The sequence below is a fragment of the Rhodococcus sp. 008 genome, assembly GCF_001682295.1.
GTDB lineage: Bacteria > Actinomycetota > Actinomycetes > Mycobacteriales > Mycobacteriaceae > Rhodococcus_F > Rhodococcus_F qingshengii.
The window spans coordinates 5,901,550-5,921,044 of sequence record NZ_CP012749.1 but is presented as its reverse complement, the minus strand read 5'-3'; the positions used below and the strand labels follow the sequence as shown (position 1 = coordinate 5,921,044).

Here is a 19,495-nt window from a genome sequence, read left to right as displayed (position 1 = left end):
CACAGTCTGGCATGCCAGGCCCGTCCGAGTGAGCGACTTCTGGTCATCGGGATTCTTTTGCCCTCGCGGTACGGAGTCGTGACATTAGTGTGTGGACGGTGACTACAGACAAACCGGTACGTCTTCGTGAAGGTAGATCGCCCGACAGGCTTTCGCGTGGTGTGGTGGCCGGATACGCAGCGGGAAGTGTCGGTACGGGTGGATTCGGTGTTCTGCCAGGTCTGGTACTGGCGTACTACCTGACCGACACGCTCGGCGTTGCCGCGGCGCTCGCGTCGCTTGTGGTCATTGTCCCGAAAATCGCCGACGTCCTGATCGATCCGCTGATCGGGTCGATCAGCGACCGAAGCTCTCATCGAACCGGTACGCGAGTGCCACTCATGCTCGCAGGCGCTCTGGGACTGCCGTTGCTCTTCATTCTCACGTTCTCGGCCCCGGTGTCGGCCGGCCCAGGAGTCGGGGCGATGTGGGTGCTCGTCTTCTTCCTGCTCGCGGCGAGTGCCTACAGCCTCTTTCAGGTTCCATATATCGCGTTGCCGACCGAGTTGACCGGCGATTACCACGAGCGCACTCGGTTGGTATCGGTTCGAATTGCGGTGTTGGCCCTGACAATTCTGGTCATCGGCGCCGGCGGACCCGAGCTCCGCGATGCTGCCGGAGGCGGAGCACGCGGTTATCTGGTCATGGCGATCGGGGTGTCGGCGCTGATGTGCGGGGCAATGATCTGGGCAGTTCGCGGAGCCGCGCGCCACACGGTGACTCACGCGGACGCGCCGGTCGGCTCGTTGCTCTCGCAGTACCGGGACGGGTTCGACGCGATACGACGTACCCGCGCGTTCCGATTGCTGGTCAGCGTCTTCGTGCTCCAAGCTCTTGCCGCCGCCGTGATGTTGGCGGGTGCGCAATATCTGGCGACCTATGTGATGGGCAACGAAGGTGCGCTCACCGGTCTGTTCGTTGCACTCGTCGGACCAGCTCTCGTCGTCATGCCGCTGTGGTACCGGTTCTCGCATCGGTACGGAAAGCTTCGCGGTTACGTGGTGTCTTCGGTTCTGTTCGTCGTCGCCACGGCGTTGTTGACGCTTGCGGCTGTCGACGCGGGTTCGTGGATCTACGGTGCCGTCGCGCTTGCCGGCGTCGGCTACGCCGGCATGCAGGTGTTCCCGCTGGCGATGCTTCCGGACGTCATCGAGGACGACGCGCGAATCGGTGGGCGCCAACGCGGTGGTTCGCTCAGTGGTATCTGGACCGCCGCGGAAACCGCAGGCCTTGCCCTGGGACCCGCGGTGTTCTTGGGTGTACTCGCGGTGACCGGCTTCGTCTCGAAAACTGCGGGCGAGACTGTCGTGCAACCGGAATCGGCGCTGACCGGAATTGCCCTCGGCTTCTCGGTCGTGCCGGCGATCCTGGTTGCGATCAGCCTGGTCGTATTGCGGAATTACCGCACCGAACAAGAATCCACTCACGAGAACGAAAGGTGAACGATGAGTTCCACTCGGGTCGAGGAACTTCAGGGCAAGATCGTCGAGAGCGCAAACCTCGAGAAGAGGGCGGCCGACATCTTGAGTCGGTTGCGTTCGCTTCGCGAGCAGGACGCTCCGACGCACGGAGGCCGGGTTCTGTCGTACGTGTACGACAGCGGCCTCGCAGCGCTCGACGAGTTGGCAGCGGACGCAGCTCGATTGGTTCAGCCGGTCAACGGTCTCGACCCGACGGTGTTCCCGTCCACCGCGGTGATGGAGCGTGAGTTGGTTGCGTTCGCACGCGAGTTCCTCCATGGAGCTTCAGACCCAGCCGCAGATACAGACGCCGGAGGCGTAGTCGTCGGCAATGTCACCAGCGGCGGAACGGAGAGTTGTGTGTTGGCCGTCAAGGCAGCTCGCGACTTCCGTGGGCTCCCGCCGGGTGAGGGTTCGCTGGTTCTTCCGACCACCGCGCATGCCGCTTTCCACAAGGCAGCTCACCTGCTCGGACTGGAACTGATCCTGGTACCAGTAGATCCCACGTCGGGGCGCGTCGGCGCACAAGATATTGCGACGGCAGTTCGGAAAGACACGGTCTTGATCGTCGTCTCCGCGCCCAGCTACCCGTTCGCGGCGCTCGACCCGATCGCCGATGTCGCGGAAGTTGCTCGTGCACATTCGATTCCACTGCATGTCGACGCCTGCATCGGTGGGCTTGCGTTGCCGTGGTGGGGTGATCTGCCACCCTGGGATTTCCGGGTGCCCGGGGTCACCAGCATGTCGGTCGATTTCCACAAGTACGGATACTCGCCCAAAGGCGTTTCGGTCCTGCTGCACCGAGGGCGAGATCTGCATCGCAAGCAGTATTTCGGACTCACGGACTGGCCGGGGTACCCGGTGGTCAATCCCACGCTTCTCGGTTCCAAATCCGTTGCTGCTCTTGCCGGTGCTTGGGCGATTTCGCAAGTCCTCGGGCAATCCGGGTACGCCGAATTGGTGTCCCGGGCGCAGCGGGCCACTCGTGCACTGATCGGCACGGTCGAGGCAATCGAGGGTCTTCGCGTCGTGGGCTCGCCGGTGGGACCACTGTTCGCGGTCGCTACCGACGATTCCGTGCCGCTCGAACGGCGAGTGGATCCGCATCGCTGGGTGAGCGCTGTCGGTGCTCGCGGCTTCGTCCTTCAAGGGCAGCCGGCGTCGACGCAACCTGACGGGACGACGTTGCCTCGAACAACCCACCTCACCGTCACCCCGGTGACGGAATCTGTGCTCGGCGAGTTGACCAGCGCACTCGTCCTCGGTGCCGACGACGTTCGCGGCTCGGCGGAAGCCGAGGCGCCGCCGGCCCTGGCAGAGTTGGCCGGAGCATTCGAACGTGGCGATGTCACCGTCGCCGATGTTCTTGCGTTGCCCAGTGACGCCGTCGCGGCAGCGTTGACGTCGGCGGGGCTGGATCCTCGGGGCTCTTCCGATTCTCCCTTGGACATGGCGGCCGTCCTCGCGGCAGTGGAATCGCTGCCACGTGAGGTCACGAAGAGACTGCTGGTGGAATTCCTCGCCGGAATGGTGGAACCCTGAACTCGGCGATGAATACCGAAACCGCGATGAACACTGTCCAAAACTCGGACAAATGGCGCGAAAGATTCGCGAATCGGGCGTAAGTTTTCTGTCATCGGCTAACCATCTTTTGTCGGAGGGTTGATCAGTGACTGGTGCCGCGGCCAAGATTTTGACGGTGTTCGAGGAAGTGATCGGGGTTCCGCTTCCGGTTCGCGTGCGATGTTGGGACGGTTCGGAGGCAGGGCCACCGGACGCCGCTGCGCAGGTTCACTTCCGGAATCGGCGTGCCCTACGGCGGGTCCTCTACTCTCCCAACGAATTAGGGCTGGCGAGGGCGTACGTTTCCGGCGATCTGGACGTAGACGGCGATATCTTCGCGCTCCTCGACGTTCCGGAACTGGTCACGCGGCTCGGTGAGAATCGTTTGTCGACGTTGCCGCTGCGCTCGATTGTTCGCGCCGCCGGTACTTTCGCCGGCTTGGGAGCGGTGGGTCCACCACCGTCACCCCCGGCGATCGAGATGCGTAGTAAGCGAGGCAAGCGGCACAGTAGATCACGCGATTCGGCGACTGTCTCCCATCACTACGACGTCGGGAATCGCTTCTACGAACTGTTCCTCGGGCCGAGCATGGTCTATTCGTGCGGATACTGGCCGGAAGGTGTCGAATCTCTCGAAGCTGCTCAGTACGCGAAGCTGGACTTGATTTGCCGCAAGCTCGATCTGAAGCCGGGAATGCGACTGCTCGACGTCGGCTGCGGTTGGGGATCGATGGCATTGCACGCCGCCCAGAACTACGGCGTCGACGTCGTCGGAGTCTCGCTGAGCAACGAGCAGGTCGAATACGCCAAGGGGCGAGTTTCCGACGCGGGTTTGACCGATCGCATCGAGATTCGGGTGCAGGACTACCGCGACGTCGACGACGGCCCTTACGACGCGATTTCGAGCATCGGCATGTCCGAGCACGTGGGCCTGGTCAATTTGCCGGTGTACACGGCAAAACTCTACGACCTGCTCGTGCCGCAGGGTCGTCTGCTCAATCATGCCATCGCCGCGGTGAAGTCGTTGTCGGACAACGTCGATGACGGTCCCAGCTTCATCGACAGGTACATCTTCCCGGACGGTGAGATCCTTCCGTTGAGTAAAACCATTGATGCGCTGGAACTTTCGGGTTTCGAGACGCGTGACAGCGAAGCGTTGCGCGAGCATTACGCACTGACACTGCGCGCATGGGTGCAGAACCTCCGCGAGAACTGGGACGCATCGGTCTTACAGGTCGGTGCTCCCCGGGTGCGTACCTGGTTGCTGTATCTCGCTGCCAGTGCCCTGGGTTTCGAGGAGCCGCACAGGCTTACGATTCATCAGGTTCTGGCCGTGAAACCAGGGGATCGGGGGGCCAGCGGCATGGCCCGCTCGCGTGACAGTTGGTATCGATCGATTGAAGTCCCGCAGATCGAAACCGGTCCGCGCGTCGACTGAGGCCTATACGTTGGATTTCCATGAGCACCCGGAAGGTTGTCCTCGCGGCACTGAAGGTTACGGCCGTTGCGGTATCAGCGCTGTTGCCGACCTCGCTGCTGTTCACACCGATGTCGAACGCCGAACCTGTGAACGATTTCTACGATGCGATTCCGGGCGACGTCGGTGATCCGGGTTCGGTGATTCGGACGGAACCGCTGGCTCTGGCCGGTGCCGTCGGCGGAGTGCCTGGTGTGGGGACCCGGATCCTGTATTCGAGTACCGACGCCCACGGATCCAAGGTTGCTGTGTCGGGCTCGTACCTGGAGCCGGCTGCCCCGTGGTCAGGAGCGGGCCCCCGCCCGACGGTGGTGATCGGTCCGGGTACGCAGGGCCAAGGTGATCAGTGCGCGCCGTCGAGGATGTTTCCCACTGCCGGTCAGCTCCGCCTGGCGGAACCCGGGAATCCGTCGAACTACGGTGCCGGTGTGGACAGTGTCGGTGTCAACTACGAGTCAGCTTTTGCTTTCGCTTTCCTCGCCCAGGGCGTTCGTGTATTCGTCACCGACTACATCGGACTCGGAACACCCGGCGTCCATACCTACGTCAATCGCGCCGAGGAAGCCCATGCGATGTTGGACGGTGCACGCGCTGCCCGAGCCCTCGCGCAGGCAGGAGAGGACGATCCGATAGCGCTGTGGGGCCATTCGCAGGGCGGCGGCGCCACTGCCGCTGCAACCGAACTGGCACCCGAATACGCGCCTGAGTTGAATCTGGTCGGGAGTTACGCGAGCGCGCCCCCGGCAGACCTGGCAAGCGTTCTGCGTCATATCGACGGTACCGGCCTGATGGCCGCGATCGGTTACACGATCAACGGCGTCCTCGACCGCTATCCCGCCGCCCGAGAGCCGATCGAATCTCGACTCAACGACTACGGCCGGTCCGTGCTCGCCGACGTCGCCGGGCAATGCCTCATCGATTCCCGAACCAAGTACGGGAAGCAGTCGACGGCGTCGTGGACCACAGACGGACGACCACTCGCCGACGTGGTGGAATCGGTACCGGAGATCCAACAGGTGATCGAGGAACAACGCATCGGGTGGCGAACCCCGGCCTCGCCGATTCTGGTCAACGGAGCGCTCAACGATGATTTCATCCCGTACGAGCAAACCCGGCGCCTGGTTCAGGACTGGTGCACGCGCGGGGCCGAGGCGACGTTGTTCACCGACACTTTGCCTGCGGTGAATCCGGGGAGCGGCAACAACCACCTCGCGCCGGCCGTAGCGGATTTCGGCGTCGGATTGCAGTACGTGCTGGACAGATTCAACGGCAAGCCGATAGTCGGTGCGTGCAACGCCTGAGTCGCCGTGTCACGTAACCACCGTCTCACTTCTAACAGTGGTTGACTGAGCCCGTGAACGATCGACCGCACGACCTTCCGATCAACCCGGTTCCACGGAGCGCCCTGGGTGCCGGGCCGGCGCTGAGAGTGTCGACGGGTCTGCTGCTCGGTGTGGCCGCCGGTGTCGTCACGGCGTTGGTCGGCTATCCCCGATTCGCGTTTCTGATCGGCTGGGATGTGGCGGCGATGGTGTTCACGGTGTGGACGTGGATTCTGGTCTGGCCCTTCGACGCGACGCTCACCGCAAGCCACGCAACGCGCGAAGAGCCGGCCCGAAACGTCGCGCACCTGCTGATTCTCGGTGCCGCCGTCGCGAGCCTGGTCGGTATCGCGTTCTTGCTCCTGGCGGCACCCGACGGACATCACTACCAAGTAGTGGCGGCATCGGTTGCAGTCGGCAGCGTCGTGATCTCGTGGCTGGCGGTCCACACGCTCTTCGCCCTCGGATATGCACGGCTGTACTACTCCGGCCCCGACGGCGGAATCGATTTCAATCAGGAAGAACCGCCGAGGTACAGCGATTTCGCCTACGTGGCGTACACGGTCGGGATGAGCTTCGCGATTTCCGACACCAACTTGAAGTCGTCGGACATGCGCGCGATGGCACTCGGCCACGCATTGCTGTCGTACCTGTTCGGTTCGGTGATCGTGGCGTCCGTCGTCAACTTGATTGCGGGCCTGTGATCTCTCGAGCCGTGTGACCGATCAAGCCGCTGCACGCCCGATGCTCGAGAGGAAGCCGGCGGCTCCGAAGAACAGACCGGCGAACACTCGATTGGTGGTTCGCTGCTGTTTGGGGGAGCGCATCAAGGTGAGCACCCGGGCGGCCAGGCCGGTGTATCCGGTCATCACGATCACGTCGACTGCGCACATCGTGGCGGCGATGATCAGATACTGCGGCAGCAGCGGCGCCGACGGGTCCAGGAACTGCGGGAGCACTGCGAGCATGAAGCTCTTGTATCGTCAATAGCATCAGTTGGCGATCAGGAGTTAGAACATGAATCATCCCAGCTCAGCGGCTGTTTACGTGCGAATCTCATTGGATCGAGAAGACGAAGCAGGCGTAACCAGACAGCGCGAAGACTGTCAGGAGCTTGCTACCAAATTGGGTTGGATCATCGGCCAGGTCTACGAAGACAACAGCGTATCGGCGTACAAACGCAAGGCCAGACCTGAATGGCAATCGATGCTCGATGACCTACGGTCAGGTATTCGCGATGGTGTGATCTTCTACGACCTTGATCGAATCGCAAGGCAGCCCAGGGATTTGGAAGACCTGATCGACGTTATCGAGCTGAAAAAGATCCCGAACAAGGTAGTCACTGGTGACGTGAACCTGAGTGACGACAATGGTCTGTTCATGGCTCGATTGCTGGTCAACGTCGGTAACAAGGCATCGAAGGACACAGGTAGACGAGTGGCCCGAGCAGCACTACAACGTGCACAGCAGGGCAAACCTCAGAAGGCTGTCACACGACCATTCGGATACACGCATGACTACAAGATCATCGAGTCAGAGGCCAAGCTGATTCGTGAGGGATATGAGCGCGTCATTGCGGGGGAGTCGTTGACCAGCATATTGAAGGACTGGCAGCAGGTACCGACCGTAGAAGGCAAACGCTGGCACCGCCAGACCGTGAAGAAGATCCTGCAAGCACCGCGCAACGCTGGCATTCGCACGTACCGGGGCGAAGAAGTAGCCATCGGGAACTGGGAACCCATCGTGAGCAGAGAAGTGTGGCAGGCCGCTCAGGACGTATTCAACGCCAGAACTCAGCCGATGCCAGACACCACGAGCGTGTATCTGCTTTCTCGTATCGCGACATGCGGCAAGTGTGGCAGTCCGATGTACGGACGAGCACCGAACAAGACACGCAAGGCCAGCTACACCTGCATGTCTGCGCTAGGGGGATGTGGTGGCATCAATCGACAGATGAAGCCGGTAGACGAGTACATATCCGGTCTGATCAAACGTCAGATGGCCAAGGGCAAGCCGGTAGCGCCACCCGTTGACGATCATGCGGCTGAGATTGCCGAGATTGAAACACGCATCAGCGACCTGCGTCAGGCATGGACGGACAAGCGGATCGATCTGTCGGATTTCATAGCCATGCGAGACGCTGAGACACAGAAGCTCAAATCGTTCGAACGTGCAAAGGCACAGGCCAGCGCCACCCAAATCTCGGACACATTTGCCGAGAACTTCGATGATGCCAACCTGAGCCAGCAGCGAGCACTGGTGAAGCGGTACCTGACAGCCGTTGTGATCCATCCGGCGGTACGTGGTGCTCGCAAAGTAGATTTCGATGCTATCGAGCCAATTTGGAAGAAAATAATCTAGTCATAAAAGCTATATCTTCTTCCGTCAGGTCAGGCGCATTCTGCATCTCCTTCTCAATCGCACTTTCCATGTCGTAATTGGTCAACTCACATTCGGTTCTCCCTTCTGTAGGACGGTGCCAAACCTGGTGTCTGGCGTTGCTACGAGCGCGTATGGCGCTAGCTATGTGCTCCTTTCCTTTCGGTCTATCCTACTAACGCAAGTGCTAGTTGACAATAGTTGTCGATAATGAATCTCTTTAAACTATTTGTAATACATAAGGTGCTACAATAGATGTAGCGTTAAGTCCTACCTGACTTGTACGTTGGATGCCCTAGTTACGTCGGTAGCTAGGGCATTTTCGTGCCAACATCAGGTAAATATGCAGGTCAGAGCTGTTCAGCTTATGTCTAAAATAGCTATTGCGTATAGTTGCAGACATAGCTAAGCTATCTATACCTACAGCGAAGGGGCAGGCCATGAGGTGCTTGAAGTGCAATGAAGTGTTCACGCCGAATGGCTCTCAGTTCTGCTCTGCTGCTCATCGTCGTAAGTACGAGCGCAAGAACAAGCTCTGTTCGTACCCACACAAACGTTCATGGTCGAACAAGCACGACGCTCAGACGTTCATCGAGCGCACTGACGGACTGCATCTGAACAGTCTTCGTCCCTTCTACGACCCAAGTTGCAAGCACTGGCACATTGGCCATAGCTACGCACAATCGGCGTAACAATCCACGACAGACGTACGATCCAATCAACAACCACTAGCAAAGGACAAGATCATGGGTAAGAAGACTGTTATTACCAGTGACTGGAACGGCGATACCATCCCGGATCCAATCGAACCTGTGACGATCACGATCACGAAAGCAGGTGAGACTGCGAAGGATGCCAGGTCTTTCGAGGTCTACATGACAGATGATGACGTAAAAGCGTTGGTGGCCAATCTCGAAGATGATGACGAGCACCTGTATCAGGACAAGGCTTCGCGGTCCACGGCAACAGCGGCATCAGTTGCACGCAAGTCCAGCGGTAGCGGCGAGCTTGATCAGTTCAAGGACTCGTTGCGTAAGCATCTGGACGTTGCCAAGCAGCTCAATGCTTCACGCGAACAGGACTGGTTCAAGACGAAGTGGACAAACACGTCCGAGGCCAAGCCGGTACTGGCAGAAATCATCGGGCATGCATCTGATGCTGATCTGAAGCGTATCGCTCAGGTCAGTACACCCGAGGATCGAGAGAAGCTGATCACGATTCTGAATGGCAGCAAGAGCACCGTCAATGCGTCGATTCTAAAGATCGCGCGTGAGCTGATGAACGAAGAGGTACCCAGCTAGACGCACTCGAACGATGATCCCCTGTCAGAAGTGGCGGGGGATTTGTCGTATCTAGACCAATAGCAATCTGATTAATAAAGAACAAATAGCATCGGCGCACGTCAGGGCGATATTGATACTTGCTGTTTAGGTATTGCATCGTTGTCGAGAATCGAACTAGACTCTGTAGAAGCTACTGAGAAACAAGCTAGATATGGCATATCTATTCGGTAACGATAGATTTTGGATCTATCGATTGAAAGGATCTATGCGTACTCTAGATAAATAGAAGGCAACCATCGTGGTTGCGCACAACGAAAGGTAAGTATATGAATGCAAATGAATTTGTCGAGCAGCTGAATCTAGTCGTGGATGAGTATCTAGCAAGCGACCCTGATCGAACCCTGGAAGATGAACCTAGTTACATTTTCAATGTCATCAGCGCAGTCAAAGAGGCAGGTGTTATAGCTACCGCCAGCAGAAAGTAGATGATATAATAGATACGAACAAGCAAACGGTAACCACCACTACTGAAAGGCTATTCCCAAGATTCCCTAATTGATAGAGAAGACCAAGAGGCCGGTACAGATCGTGGTGGACTGTACCGGCTTTCTTGTATCTAAAATCAATTAGGAGAAAGAATGACACACCACATAGTTCGTCAGTCAGGGAGACTGAACGGCAATGGATAGAGATTTTATCGAGGAACTGGCAGAGACGTACGACTTTCCTAGTATCGATGGACTAGCTCTGTTCTACAACTCAAACACATTTGAGTACAAAGACAGCATCATCCAACCGCACGAGCGACTAAGTGCGAATCGAAGCGAGGATGATGAGTTGGTAATCGCGAAGGCTAAGAGTTGGGCACATCGTAAGTACTTTAGTGTACCTAACGATGATCTTGATCAAGAGATTGAGTTAAAGCTATTTGTTGAGGAACAGAAGCAAGGCTACCGATTCTGCGGGGGAGCATTGATGACGGTTTGCAAGAATGCTGCTACTGACTTCTATCGTAAAGAAGCACGATGGAATGAAAAGGTAGACCTAGTTATGGACCGTTTTCCTCATCTCGAAGCATCGTATGACACTCTGTTAGATAGGTACAGGAAGAAGAAGGAACAACAAGAAGTAGCCTCCGGCGGGATCATGCTTTCAGATTATTCTTCTTTTGATACTTCTACTGTGAATATTAGATATAGGTAATGGTAGTTTGAGTATCTACTAGTTGCTCCGCAACTAGTATTACGCAATGAGTTAGGAAAACAATGAAAATATTTAGTAACAAGTATATAACGAATAGATTGGATAAAGGAAAATGAAGAAACAACTTTTGATGTGGAAGGCACCATTGGATAGCGCAATGATCGATCCTGCTGAACTACAGAGTTACCTCGATCAGGGATGGAAGGAAGTAGGTTGGATCGTATGTGAGCCGAGTAATCTGGCGGGGGACACCTGTAGTCATCCAGCCCTTGAAAGTAGCTCAGATCGTGTCAGGCAGGTACGAAACGATGAAGGATGAAGACCCACCTAAAGCACAGGCAGTAGAGAGAGAAGTGCGAACGATCACTGACGCATTCGAACGGCTGTTGGATATGGGAGTACCCGCCATGCGTATCGATCTGATCATCGAGCACATACGGAACAAGTACGGATACAAGAGCAAGAACAGAATGATCAACTAAGATTCGATTGCATTGGTAAAGTTTGTATATATTTATAGTTGAACAGTAATTGCGCATTAATGAAAAAACAGCTCACGCGAGACACGCTAGCGCGTTGTTTATGCTAGGATAGTTGTAATGCGTCACTGAAATTAGGTGACTCAGTAGCTAGTAAATTATGGACAAAGAATTAAAATACGAAGTAGATGAGAAGGGCTGTTGGATCTTTGCCGGGTGCAAGGATCGATCCGGTTACGGAATCATCAAGTATCAGAACAAGAACTACAAAGCACATAGGTATATGTTCTTGAAGCACAAAGGATCGATACCTGATGGTCTGGTGATTCGTCATGCATGCAATACGACAAGTTGTATCAATCCGAGTCATCTGTTGTTGGGTACACAAGCTCAAAACATGCAGGACAAGATTGAATCCAAGAAGCGTTGGTGCGCCGGGGGTCATGAATTGACCTACCAAAACAGCTATAGATACAACAACAGAACAATATGCAAGATATGTAAAGCAAAACTTGCTGCCAGAAGGTAGTAAATATAATAGGAGATAAATATGGACAAATATGGAATATTCAGATTAGAAGATAATGGCATTGAGGTCCCACTTGCCGAGACATTCAAGTCATACCGTCTAGCGAAAGATAAGGTAGATGAACTAGCAATGTTTGGTAATCACAAGTTTAGAATTGTATCGATTGAAGTGTATCGAGAAAGTATGCGTTCTTAGCGTGTTTGGTCGAAGCGGTAATTCTATACTCCGCTTCGACCTCCTATGCTTAATTGAAAGCAGATTTTGCAACACATAACTATAAGTACGAACATAGAGTCATGCAGACTCGGAAAGGATAATGAAAATCATTGGCAAAATACCAATACGAAGAACGAAAGGCATTCGCTGAACTGGCGGGGGATGTTGGTCTAGCCAAGGCCAAGCGAGAACTGGGGTACCCAGAGAGCTGGTCAACGGGTAAGAAGTGGTGCGAAGAGTTTGGCATCGAGATTGAACTCGATGAACTCAAATCCAAAGCAGCACAATACAATTCATTCTACGAAGAGACTGAACTGAGGATTGCTCAGCAGGACATAATCAGTCGTGGACGAGAACTGTTGGAGAACCCAAAGCTGACACCAGCTGAGTTCGACAAGATCGTCAACGGATTGAACAAGGCTACGAACTCGATCCAGATGCTTCGAGGTAAGGCCACCAGTCATCGAGCACCAGAGGACACCACCAGCGAAGATGCGTTGAAGCTGTATGACGAGTTCAAGTCACAGACAGCGGTTGATGGTGAGTGAAACCAGCTCAGTACGTTGCACAGTATCCACGTGAGCTGATCGCCACTTCGGAGGGCCGAAGGCTACTCACCAGGGATGATCCTTTGCTGTTCGCCCTGTTGTATCTACCTGATTCACTCAGATTCGAGGATCAGCCATCATCGTTGGCTCAGTTCCATATCGATCTAGCCGAACATGGCAAGACCTGGATCAATGGCAAGTCATCACGTCATGCATGGATCGCACCCAGACAGTCAGGTAAGACGACGTGGATCTTCCTGTTGCTTCCAATGTGGGCCGCTGCGCACGGTCACATCAAGTTCATTGCAGCGTTCAGTGACTCGGAGGATCAGGCCACTACCCACCTGGACACATTCAAGAAAGAACTGGACTCGAACGAGCTACTTCGCAAGGACTACCCAGAGCTGTGCACGCCGAAGATGGGGGCCAATGTCAAGCGTTACGTCTCTCAGTCCAAGGCCAAGATCGAACAGGCAAATGGGTTTGTATTCGTAGCCAAAGGTATCGATGCCAAGTCGTTGGGATTGAAGGTAGGTAATACAAGACCTGATCTGATATTGCTCGATGATATTGAACCACCTGAATCGAACTACTCATTGAATGAGGTAGAGAAGCGTAGGCGCACAGTGCTTGATGCAGCGTTCTATTTGAGTCATCAATGTCATATCGAGCTAGTTGGAACTACTACAATGAGTGGTTCATTGATCGACCAGTGCAGGCAGGTATGGGAGCACGAGCAGGCATGGAACACGTCTCATATAGTGGAACAATCAGATGATAAGCAAAGCGAACGATATTGTGCCGATAATAGTTATTATGTAAGGCCAGATAAGGATGACCTAACTCAAGTTGAGAGTGAAATAGGTACCTCATTCAAGCTACAAGCGATCGAACATGCTTTCAGCCACTCGGAGACCAAAGAGCCATTTTCTAGTCCAGAATCGCAAATAGAGGCTTTCGTTTCGCCGTCGCATACATTCGGACCTGACTCGATTAGTCAAGTGGATATGGCGGGGGAGAATCGAGGCATTGATAGTGAAGATGGATATATTAACAACCCTGTTAACGATGATCTGAGCCGAAGTTCCGACAAGTCATTGACAAACTTGGAAGCATGTGAATCAAGTGCTGTAGAAACCGACTTTAATTTTCATTCTGTTTTTGATGATGCATCTATACCTAACAACTATGTATCAGAAATTGAAAACTTCGAGACAAGACAGCAGCGAGAGCTAGCTAGATTCGAGACGCCCAAGATCAACCAGGGGGAGTTAAAGCTACAGCAATCGAAGAATGAGCATGTCAATTTTTACGACAGTCTCGATTCTGGTTTGCACTGGATCATTGATGAACGGATCGAGGTGCATTACTACCCAGCGATTGTCGTAGATTTCGAAGGAAACGAACACAGTTGGTGGCCGGAGTTCAAACCCATGTCGGTGCTCGAACGTGATCGTCATACCCGAGCATTTGCCATGAACATGATGAACCGCCCGGTCAACGTCGATGCGCAGTACTGGAACGAACACGATATCGAGATTGCCGAGTTGGACGAGTACCGATGGACCGTCTTGAGTGTTGATCCTGCCGTCAGTACGAAGCAGTCAAGTGACTACACAGCCTTTGTGATCGTCTCTCTCGGAAATGACGGACTGGTGTACGTGCGTCATGCCGAACAGCTCAAACTTGTCAGTATCGAGCTACGAGAGCGTGCCAACGAGCTGATCGAGCTGTTCGATGTGGATCTGCTACTGATCGAGACCAATCAGGGTGGCATGGTCTGGAATCAGGTATTCGACCAGATCAAGTGCAAGTACAAGGCGATCCATCAGACAGAGCCGAAGCCGGTACGAGCGGCCAGAGGGTTGGACTACTACCGCAAAGACAAGGTGCGTCATACCCGTCACTTCGATCTGCTCGAACAACAGATGCACTCGTTTCCGAAGGTGGCGCATGACGACCTGGTGGATGCACTAGGCGCTGGGGTGCATTACCTGTTGAACGCATCCGGTAGAGCACGTATCAAAAAGCGTACCTATATTTAGCACTAGATAGTTACAAAAATGTTAGAATAGCAGGTAATGAAACTAAGGAGATTAATAACGAACTAAATGTCAGATCTATGCATCGCAGTACAACGAATCTTGGATACTCAGCAGCACTACACGCAGGCTGAGAACTATTACAACGGCACCGTACCGGAGTTCTTCGCATCACGATCGGTAGCCAAGGAGCTGGAAAAGCTAGGCGATCCCAATCGGGTCAATTTCGCCGCAACACCAGTGAACGCCGTAGCCAACCGTTTGGAAGTCACGGGCGTAGCCACGATCAGTGAGCCGGCCCGCATCGTGGTTGACCAGGTATGGCAGCAGAACAATCTGGAACTCGAACTGACGCAGCTGATCAATCGCACTCTCGTGTTTGGCAGTGCGTACCTGATCTGTTGGCCTGATTCGGACGGAACGACTCAGATTTACTACAACTCACCACTGAGCATGGTGATGCTGTACGAGCCAGAGAACCCACGTCAGCCGAAGTGTGCGGCCAAGTTGTGGAGCGTGACCGTAGACGGCAAACCACGTACTCGTGTGAATCTGTACTACTCGGATCGCATCGAGAAGTATCTGAGCACCAGTGAGCGTCTACCGATGACGGTCAAAGATACAGACTTCGCACCGTTCATTGACGAGCAAACAGACGAAACTGGCTCTGTTGCAAATCCTTTCGGTCAGATCCCTGTCTTTCACTTCACCACTGGTGTCGATCAGTACGGCAGACCGGAACACATCAATGCCTACGGTCCACAAGACATGATCACCAAGATGCTGGTCAGCCAAATGGCATCGGTGGAGCACTACGGATTCCCCACACGTTGGATGCTTCGTGATCCGAACGGGGCAAGCAATCCGCTCTCAGACGTAGACGATGACGCTGACGACGTACTGGAGAGCGCACCTGGTCAGGTCTGGGATCTGGCAGGTATCCAGAAGGTGGGTCAGTTTCAGGTGGCAGCGCCGGAGACCTATATCGCTCCCTATCGCGAGTACGTGCGCGCTATGGCATCGGTAACCGACACGCCACTGCACTACTTCGAGAACACGCACACAAACGTCTCAGGGGAGTCGCTACGAGCGGCTGAGGCACCGCTGGTGAAGAAAGTACGCACACGGCAGTTGGCCATCGGCCACACGTTGCGTCAGATGTTCGTGTTCGTACTCAAGATGAACAACATTGCCGAGGACGTACAGATCCAGTGGCGACAGATCGAGTCCATCGACACGAAAGAGCAGTGGGAGATTGCCTACAAGAAGTTGCAGGCAGGTCTACCTGTTGAACAGATTTTGCTCGAACAGGGCTATGACACTGAGTTGGTAGCTCAGTGGAAGAAAGACGGTCTGTTGCAGACCGAACCAATCACAAGTACGACAGAAATACCAAATACAAATATTGAAGGAGAAGCAGCATGACACAAGAAAACGAGGACGATATTGAGAGCATGAAGGAAGCTCTGAGCAAGGCAAACAACGAGGCCGCTAGTTTCAGGCATCAGTTGAACGAGGCCAAGGAACAGCTAGAACAGGCGCATAGTTCGGCAAACGAGTACAAAAGCTCGTATGTAGATGCCAAGATCACAGCCAAGCTAGCGGAGAGTGGTGTCAGCAACGTCAAGGTAGCCAAGCTACTGGACAGAACGAAGATTGATATTGACGAATCAGGCGATCTGATCGGATTCGAAGACCAGCTAGAACAGGTCAAGACTGACTTTGCCGAACTGTTTGAGGCGAAGAAGGTACCTAGTATCGATGCCGCTGAGAAGCCGGTAGCAAAGCGCAACCTAAGTAGTGCCGAGAAATTGATACAGAACGCAAGATAATACAATACTTGGTACAATAAGAGTAATAGGTCGAGATGATCTGATCGTGACGCGAGATGTTGAGCGATCCCCATAGTCCATACGGGACTTTAAGACGTAAATTTATTAGGAGTTTTATAGACAAACAATATGGCAAGAGTAAATGCAGATAGCTGGGTACCAGAAGAGTACGGCAGTGAAGTTATACAGACAGTAGAGCAGTTTTCCGCTGTAGAAGCGGTAGGTAGACACGTAAATATGTCATCTAACATCTTCGAGGCTCCCCGATTGGGAGATGTTGATGTTGTCGTTCTGCCTAAGGGTGGTACATACCCAGAAGATCAGCCAACACTTGACAATGTCGAGTTGAAGGCAGCGAAGTTCACGAACCGAATTATCGTCGCTGAGGAAGACCTAGACGATGCAAATGTGAATGTGATCGTTGAGTTCCAGAAGGGTTGGGCTACTAACTACGCACGTAAGTTTGACAATGCGTGTCTCGGCACTACGGCCGCAGCAAATGGCGTTACCGTTCCATTCACCTCTGTTTACAAGGAGGCCGGATCGGCAGTAATCAAGACCGCTGGACCGTTTGGTAGGACCCCGTTTGGTGAGCCACTCGCTATCAGAGAATCAATGCGTGTGAATACAGCTGGCAGCGTACTCATTCGGAGTTCGGTACGCCAGCGATGAATGACGGTGCCGGTTGTTGTAATCCTCCTTCCAATCCTCGATGACCACCTTGGCTTCGAGGAGGCTGTGGAATTCGTTCATGTTCAGGCACTCGTCGCGAACACGATTGTTGAAGGACTCGATGTACCCGTTCTTCCAGGGCTGACCAGGGGGAACATATCCGATTCCCAGTCGGTCCTCACAAAACGTCCGCAACGCCTCGGAGATGAACTCGGGTCCGTTGTCGCACCGCAACACCTGCGGCGGACCGTCCCAGAGCGCAAACGCCTTCTCCAAAGCGGTGACGAGATCCTCTGCCGGAATGGACCGTTCGACCATGTTGAGCACCGACTGACGCGTATGTTCGTCGACCATCGACGCGATCTTGAACTTCCTCCCGTCCGTCGTCGAATCGAACTGGAAGTCGATCGCCCACACGACTTTCGGTGCGTTTGCCTCGGTGATCGGGGTGGTTGAGGCGCCGGCCCGTTTACGGATTTTGCGGACCTTCACCCGCAATCCTTCCTCGCGCCAGAGACGCTGCACCTTCTTCTTGTTGATCACCCAGCCCTCGGCACGCAAGTCCGCCCACGCCCGACGAAACCCCTTGCGCGCATTCGCTTTGGCCCAGTCCCGCAACCACTTCCGCAGATCGGCGTCCGGATCGTCCGGGGTGTTCCTCGCTACTTTCTTGCGTTGGGTCGATCGTGGTTGCCCGACGATTTTGCAGGCGAAACGCTGCGAGAGCCCCATCGTTTCCTGGAGCATCGTCACAGCGTTTCGTTTGGCGGTCGGGCTCAGAATTTTCCCTTCGCGATCTCCTTGAGCGCGGCCTTTTCGAGTTCGGCTTCGGCGAGGAGCTTCTTGAGCAGGGCGTTTTCGTTCTTGAGTTCTTTGAACTCTTTGGCGTCGTCGGCTTTCATGCCGCCGTACTGCTTGCGCCAGTTGTAGAGCGTCGGCACGGAGACGTCGAGTTGTCGGGCGATTTCCTCGACGTCGGCGCCTGTGGCGGCGAGTTCGTCGCCTTGGCGCAGTTTGCGGATGATCTGTTCGGGAGTGTGCCGTTTACGTCCAGCCATGAGATGAAGCCTTTCATGCCCTTTGATCAGGGCGGAAGGATTCTCATAACTTGCGGGTCACTTCATGGGGGTCATGCCACGTTGACATACGCCGACGTATCCGATGTTCTGAGCCTAGCTGAGAATGGACGATACTTTGCAGATCCCGACACAATCGTGATCGCGCATACCAGCTTCAAGGGTCAGCTACGAGGACTTGTAGACCTTAACGGACGACCATTGTTCATCGAGCAGGTAGCAGCCGGTCAGCCTCAGACGCTGTTCGGTTACGAGATTCGTTTCAGCGATGGAGCGAAGACCAGCCCAACAGCACAGTGGAACCCAAACGGTAATCCATTGCTGATCGTGGGCAATCGTAAGCACCTTATCGTTGGTGATCGAACACCGATCGAATCAATGATCAGCTTTGATGCAGGATTCGGCACCGATGAGCCACATATCAAGATGCGCACACGTAAGGCATTCGCTGTCGGACGTAAGGAAGCATTCGGCGTGCTGGAAGTAACAGCAGCCTGATAGTTGATTACAAACGTAGGGCTAGGTTCGCATCGAGCCTAGCCCTATTTTTAGAAAGGAATTGAGAATGAATGTACGCAACAAGAGCGCGAGTAAATGAACTGACCGGAGCGACCGTGACCGACGAGACCATAGGACAAGCACAGGCAATTGTGGAGGTAGTCAGCGGCAGACCGGAGAGTACGGTCACCAAGTTGGCAGATCGAGCATGGTTGGAATACGCCGTCTGTTGGCAGGCAGCATTTATGGCCACCAACAGCCATGTTTTCGAGCAGGCTAACGTGAAGCGTGTCGAACAGGATCGCAGCATGGTCGAGTTCGGTGATCAGCTATACGCCGTCAGTCCACTGGTGATTCAAGCAGTCAAGCGTGTGAGCTGGAACCGAAGCAGATCTTTCGGTACCAAAGGTTTCACGTTCAAGGCGAAACACATGCCAAGCTGGTGGCGCTGGTAATGAGGCGTAAGTCATGAGCCTGATCCCGAAGTCGTATCCCAGCTACGTAGACGTGTACGCGAAGGTCTACGAGGTGGATTGGGAAACGGGGGAGACGATCGATGGATGGGACTACGAGAACCCGCAAACGTATCGATGCATTGTGACAAGCCTCAAGCCAGACAATGCGCTGGAAGAATTCGGTGCCGCATACTGGAAGACCATGCCGGTGAAGGTAGAGCTTCGAGAGCTGGTACCTATGGATAGTCGCATGGGTAATATGCGCAGTGCGCTAGATGGTGATCAGTACTTCGAGGATATGGTGTTTAACATTGTGAACGTCAACACTCAGATCGACATTCTAGGTAATGCTGTCTGTCACGAGCTATACGGCGAGCTATTCGTAGGGTGAAATATGTTATAATTAACGAAGGAATTACTCA

At 54.5% G+C, this 19,495-nt stretch carries 19 protein-coding genes and 2 pseudogenes; 18 read left to right on the top strand and 3 right to left on the bottom strand.

What is annotated here, in order from left to right; translation table 11 throughout:
• The first annotated feature begins 89 nt into the window (after positions 1–89).
• From AOT96_RS27310 to AOT96_RS27290, 5 genes are all read left to right on the top strand, one after another.
• Entirely contained in the window at positions 90–1,481 is a 1,392-nt protein-coding gene (locus AOT96_RS27310; RefSeq protein ID WP_197523615.1) for an MFS transporter, read from the top strand.
• Between the two features lie 3 nt (positions 1,482–1,484).
• A complete protein-coding gene (locus AOT96_RS27305; RefSeq protein WP_197523614.1) occupies positions 1,485–3,041 on the top strand; it encodes a pyridoxal phosphate-dependent decarboxylase family protein in 1,557 nt (518 codons plus the stop codon).
• Positions 3,042–3,168: 127 nt separating this feature from the next.
• The gene (locus AOT96_RS27300; protein WP_063316114.1) at positions 3,169–4,500 is read left to right on the top strand and encodes an SAM-dependent methyltransferase; all 1,332 of its coding nucleotides are present in this window, start codon (positions 3,169–3,171) and stop codon (positions 4,498–4,500) included.
• A gap of 20 nt (positions 4,501–4,520) precedes the next feature.
• Positions 4,521–5,840 carry a lipase family protein gene (locus AOT96_RS27295; RefSeq protein WP_065352554.1) on the top strand — a complete coding sequence of 440 codons (1,320 nt, stop codon included), beginning with the start codon at positions 4,521–4,523 and terminating at the stop codon, positions 5,838–5,840.
• A gap of 53 nt (positions 5,841–5,893) precedes the next feature.
• Positions 5,894–6,565 (top strand): DUF1345 domain-containing protein, encoded by a 672-nt coding sequence (locus tag AOT96_RS27290; RefSeq protein ID WP_030537075.1) that lies wholly within the window; start codon positions 5,894–5,896, stop codon positions 6,563–6,565.
• 21 nt (positions 6,566–6,586) lie between these two features.
• On the opposite strand, the pseudogene AOT96_RS27285 reads toward AOT96_RS27290, so the two are convergent.
• Positions 6,587–6,832: pseudogene (locus AOT96_RS27285) on the bottom strand (LysE family transporter); the annotation flags it as partial.
• Positions 6,833–6,878: 46 nt separating this feature from the next.
• Between AOT96_RS27285 and AOT96_RS27280 the strand changes: the two are divergent.
• From AOT96_RS27280 to AOT96_RS36630, 10 genes are all read left to right on the top strand, one after another.
• Positions 6,879–8,222 (top strand): recombinase family protein, encoded by a 1,344-nt coding sequence (locus AOT96_RS27280; RefSeq protein WP_065352553.1) that lies wholly within the window; start codon positions 6,879–6,881, stop codon positions 8,220–8,222.
• A 764-nt stretch (positions 8,223–8,986) separates the two neighbouring features.
• Positions 8,987–9,541, top strand: a complete 555-nt coding sequence (locus AOT96_RS27275; RefSeq protein ID WP_156778981.1) for a hypothetical protein — start codon at positions 8,987–8,989, stop codon at positions 9,539–9,541.
• A gap of 663 nt (positions 9,542–10,204) precedes the next feature.
• On the top strand, positions 10,205–10,726 hold the full coding sequence (locus AOT96_RS27270) for a hypothetical protein (RefSeq protein ID WP_065352551.1): 522 nt from the start codon (positions 10,205–10,207) through the stop codon (positions 10,724–10,726).
• A 308-nt stretch (positions 10,727–11,034) separates the two neighbouring features.
• Complete coding sequence (locus AOT96_RS35820) at positions 11,035–11,208, top strand: hypothetical protein (protein ID WP_197523613.1); 174 nt, start codon at positions 11,035–11,037, stop codon at positions 11,206–11,208.
• A 157-nt stretch (positions 11,209–11,365) separates the two neighbouring features.
• Positions 11,366–11,734, top strand: a complete 369-nt coding sequence (locus tag AOT96_RS36635; RefSeq protein ID WP_083197671.1) for an HNH endonuclease signature motif containing protein — start codon at positions 11,366–11,368, stop codon at positions 11,732–11,734.
• Positions 11,735–12,060: 326 nt separating this feature from the next.
• A complete protein-coding gene (locus tag AOT96_RS27265) occupies positions 12,061–12,498 on the top strand; it encodes a hypothetical protein (RefSeq protein WP_065352550.1) in 438 nt (145 codons plus the stop codon).
• Positions 12,495–14,543, top strand: coding sequence for a phage terminase large subunit family protein (locus AOT96_RS27260; protein ID WP_065352549.1), 2,049 nt, complete (start codon positions 12,495–12,497; stop codon positions 14,541–14,543). The genes AOT96_RS27265 and AOT96_RS27260 overlap by 4 nt, the downstream gene beginning before the upstream one ends.
• Positions 14,544–14,642: 99 nt before the next feature.
• The gene (locus AOT96_RS27255) at positions 14,643–15,965 is read left to right on the top strand and encodes a phage portal protein (protein ID WP_197523612.1); all 1,323 of its coding nucleotides are present in this window, start codon (positions 14,643–14,645) and stop codon (positions 15,963–15,965) included.
• Positions 15,962–16,372 carry a phage scaffolding protein gene (locus AOT96_RS27250; RefSeq protein WP_065352547.1) on the top strand — a complete coding sequence of 137 codons (411 nt, stop codon included), beginning with the start codon at positions 15,962–15,964 and terminating at the stop codon, positions 16,370–16,372. Before AOT96_RS27255 ends, AOT96_RS27250 begins: the two co-directional genes overlap by 4 nt.
• 129 nt (positions 16,373–16,501) lie before the next feature.
• Entirely contained in the window at positions 16,502–17,044 is a 543-nt protein-coding gene (locus AOT96_RS36630) for a phage major capsid protein (RefSeq protein ID WP_083197670.1), read from the top strand.
• On the opposite strand, the gene AOT96_RS27245 is transcribed toward AOT96_RS36630, so the two are convergent.
• Complete coding sequence (locus tag AOT96_RS27245) at positions 16,985–17,968, bottom strand: IS3 family transposase (RefSeq protein ID WP_231917465.1); 984 nt, start codon at positions 17,966–17,968, stop codon at positions 16,985–16,987. The genes AOT96_RS36630 and AOT96_RS27245 overlap by 60 nt on opposite strands.
• Positions 17,935–18,102 (bottom strand): annotated as a pseudogene (locus AOT96_RS36105) (transposase); the annotation flags it as partial. The pseudogene AOT96_RS36105 and the gene AOT96_RS27245, both read right to left, overlap by 34 nt.
• Positions 18,103–18,105: 3 nt before the next feature.
• On the opposite strand from AOT96_RS36105, the gene AOT96_RS34875 reads away from it, so the two are divergent.
• From AOT96_RS34875 to AOT96_RS27225, 3 genes are all read left to right on the top strand, one after another.
• Positions 18,106–18,618: a phage major capsid protein gene (locus AOT96_RS34875; RefSeq protein ID WP_083197669.1), complete on the top strand. Its 513-nt coding sequence runs from the start codon at positions 18,106–18,108 to the stop codon at positions 18,616–18,618.
• Positions 18,619–18,734: 116 nt separating this feature from the next.
• Positions 18,735–19,073: a hypothetical protein gene (locus tag AOT96_RS27230; RefSeq protein ID WP_156778979.1), complete on the top strand. Its 339-nt coding sequence runs from the start codon at positions 18,735–18,737 to the stop codon at positions 19,071–19,073.
• A 13-nt stretch (positions 19,074–19,086) separates the two neighbouring features.
• Complete coding sequence (locus AOT96_RS27225; RefSeq protein WP_065352544.1) at positions 19,087–19,464, top strand: hypothetical protein; 378 nt, start codon at positions 19,087–19,089, stop codon at positions 19,462–19,464.
• The last annotated feature ends 31 nt before the right edge of the window (positions 19,465–19,495 follow it).

Bases quoted from the DNA above. Each gene is read 5' to 3' on its own strand.
- AOT96_RS27305 (WP_197523614.1), top strand. From the start codon at position 1,485: ATGAGTTCCACTCGGGTCGAGGAACTTCAGGGCAAGATCGTCGAGAGC.
- AOT96_RS27295 (WP_065352554.1), top strand. From the start codon at position 4,521: ATGAGCACCCGGAAGGTTGTCCTCGCGGCACTGAAGGTTACGGCCGTT.
- AOT96_RS27280 (WP_065352553.1), top strand. From the start codon at position 6,879: ATGAATCATCCCAGCTCAGCGGCTGTTTACGTGCGAATCTCATTGGAT.
- AOT96_RS27275 (WP_156778981.1), top strand. From the start codon at position 8,987: ATGGGTAAGAAGACTGTTATTACCAGTGACTGGAACGGCGATACCATC.
- AOT96_RS27270 (WP_065352551.1), top strand. From the start codon at position 10,205: ATGGATAGAGATTTTATCGAGGAACTGGCAGAGACGTACGACTTTCCT.
- AOT96_RS35820 (WP_197523613.1), top strand. From the start codon at position 11,035: ATGAAGGATGAAGACCCACCTAAAGCACAGGCAGTAGAGAGAGAAGTG.
- AOT96_RS36635 (WP_083197671.1), top strand. From the start codon at position 11,366: ATGGACAAAGAATTAAAATACGAAGTAGATGAGAAGGGCTGTTGGATC.
- AOT96_RS27250 (WP_065352547.1), top strand. From the start codon at position 15,962: ATGACACAAGAAAACGAGGACGATATTGAGAGCATGAAGGAAGCTCTG.
- AOT96_RS36630 (WP_083197670.1), top strand. From the start codon at position 16,502: ATGGCAAGAGTAAATGCAGATAGCTGGGTACCAGAAGAGTACGGCAGT.
- AOT96_RS34875 (WP_083197669.1), top strand. From the start codon at position 18,106: ATGAAGCCTTTCATGCCCTTTGATCAGGGCGGAAGGATTCTCATAACT.
- AOT96_RS27225 (WP_065352544.1), top strand. From the start codon at position 19,087: ATGAGCCTGATCCCGAAGTCGTATCCCAGCTACGTAGACGTGTACGCG.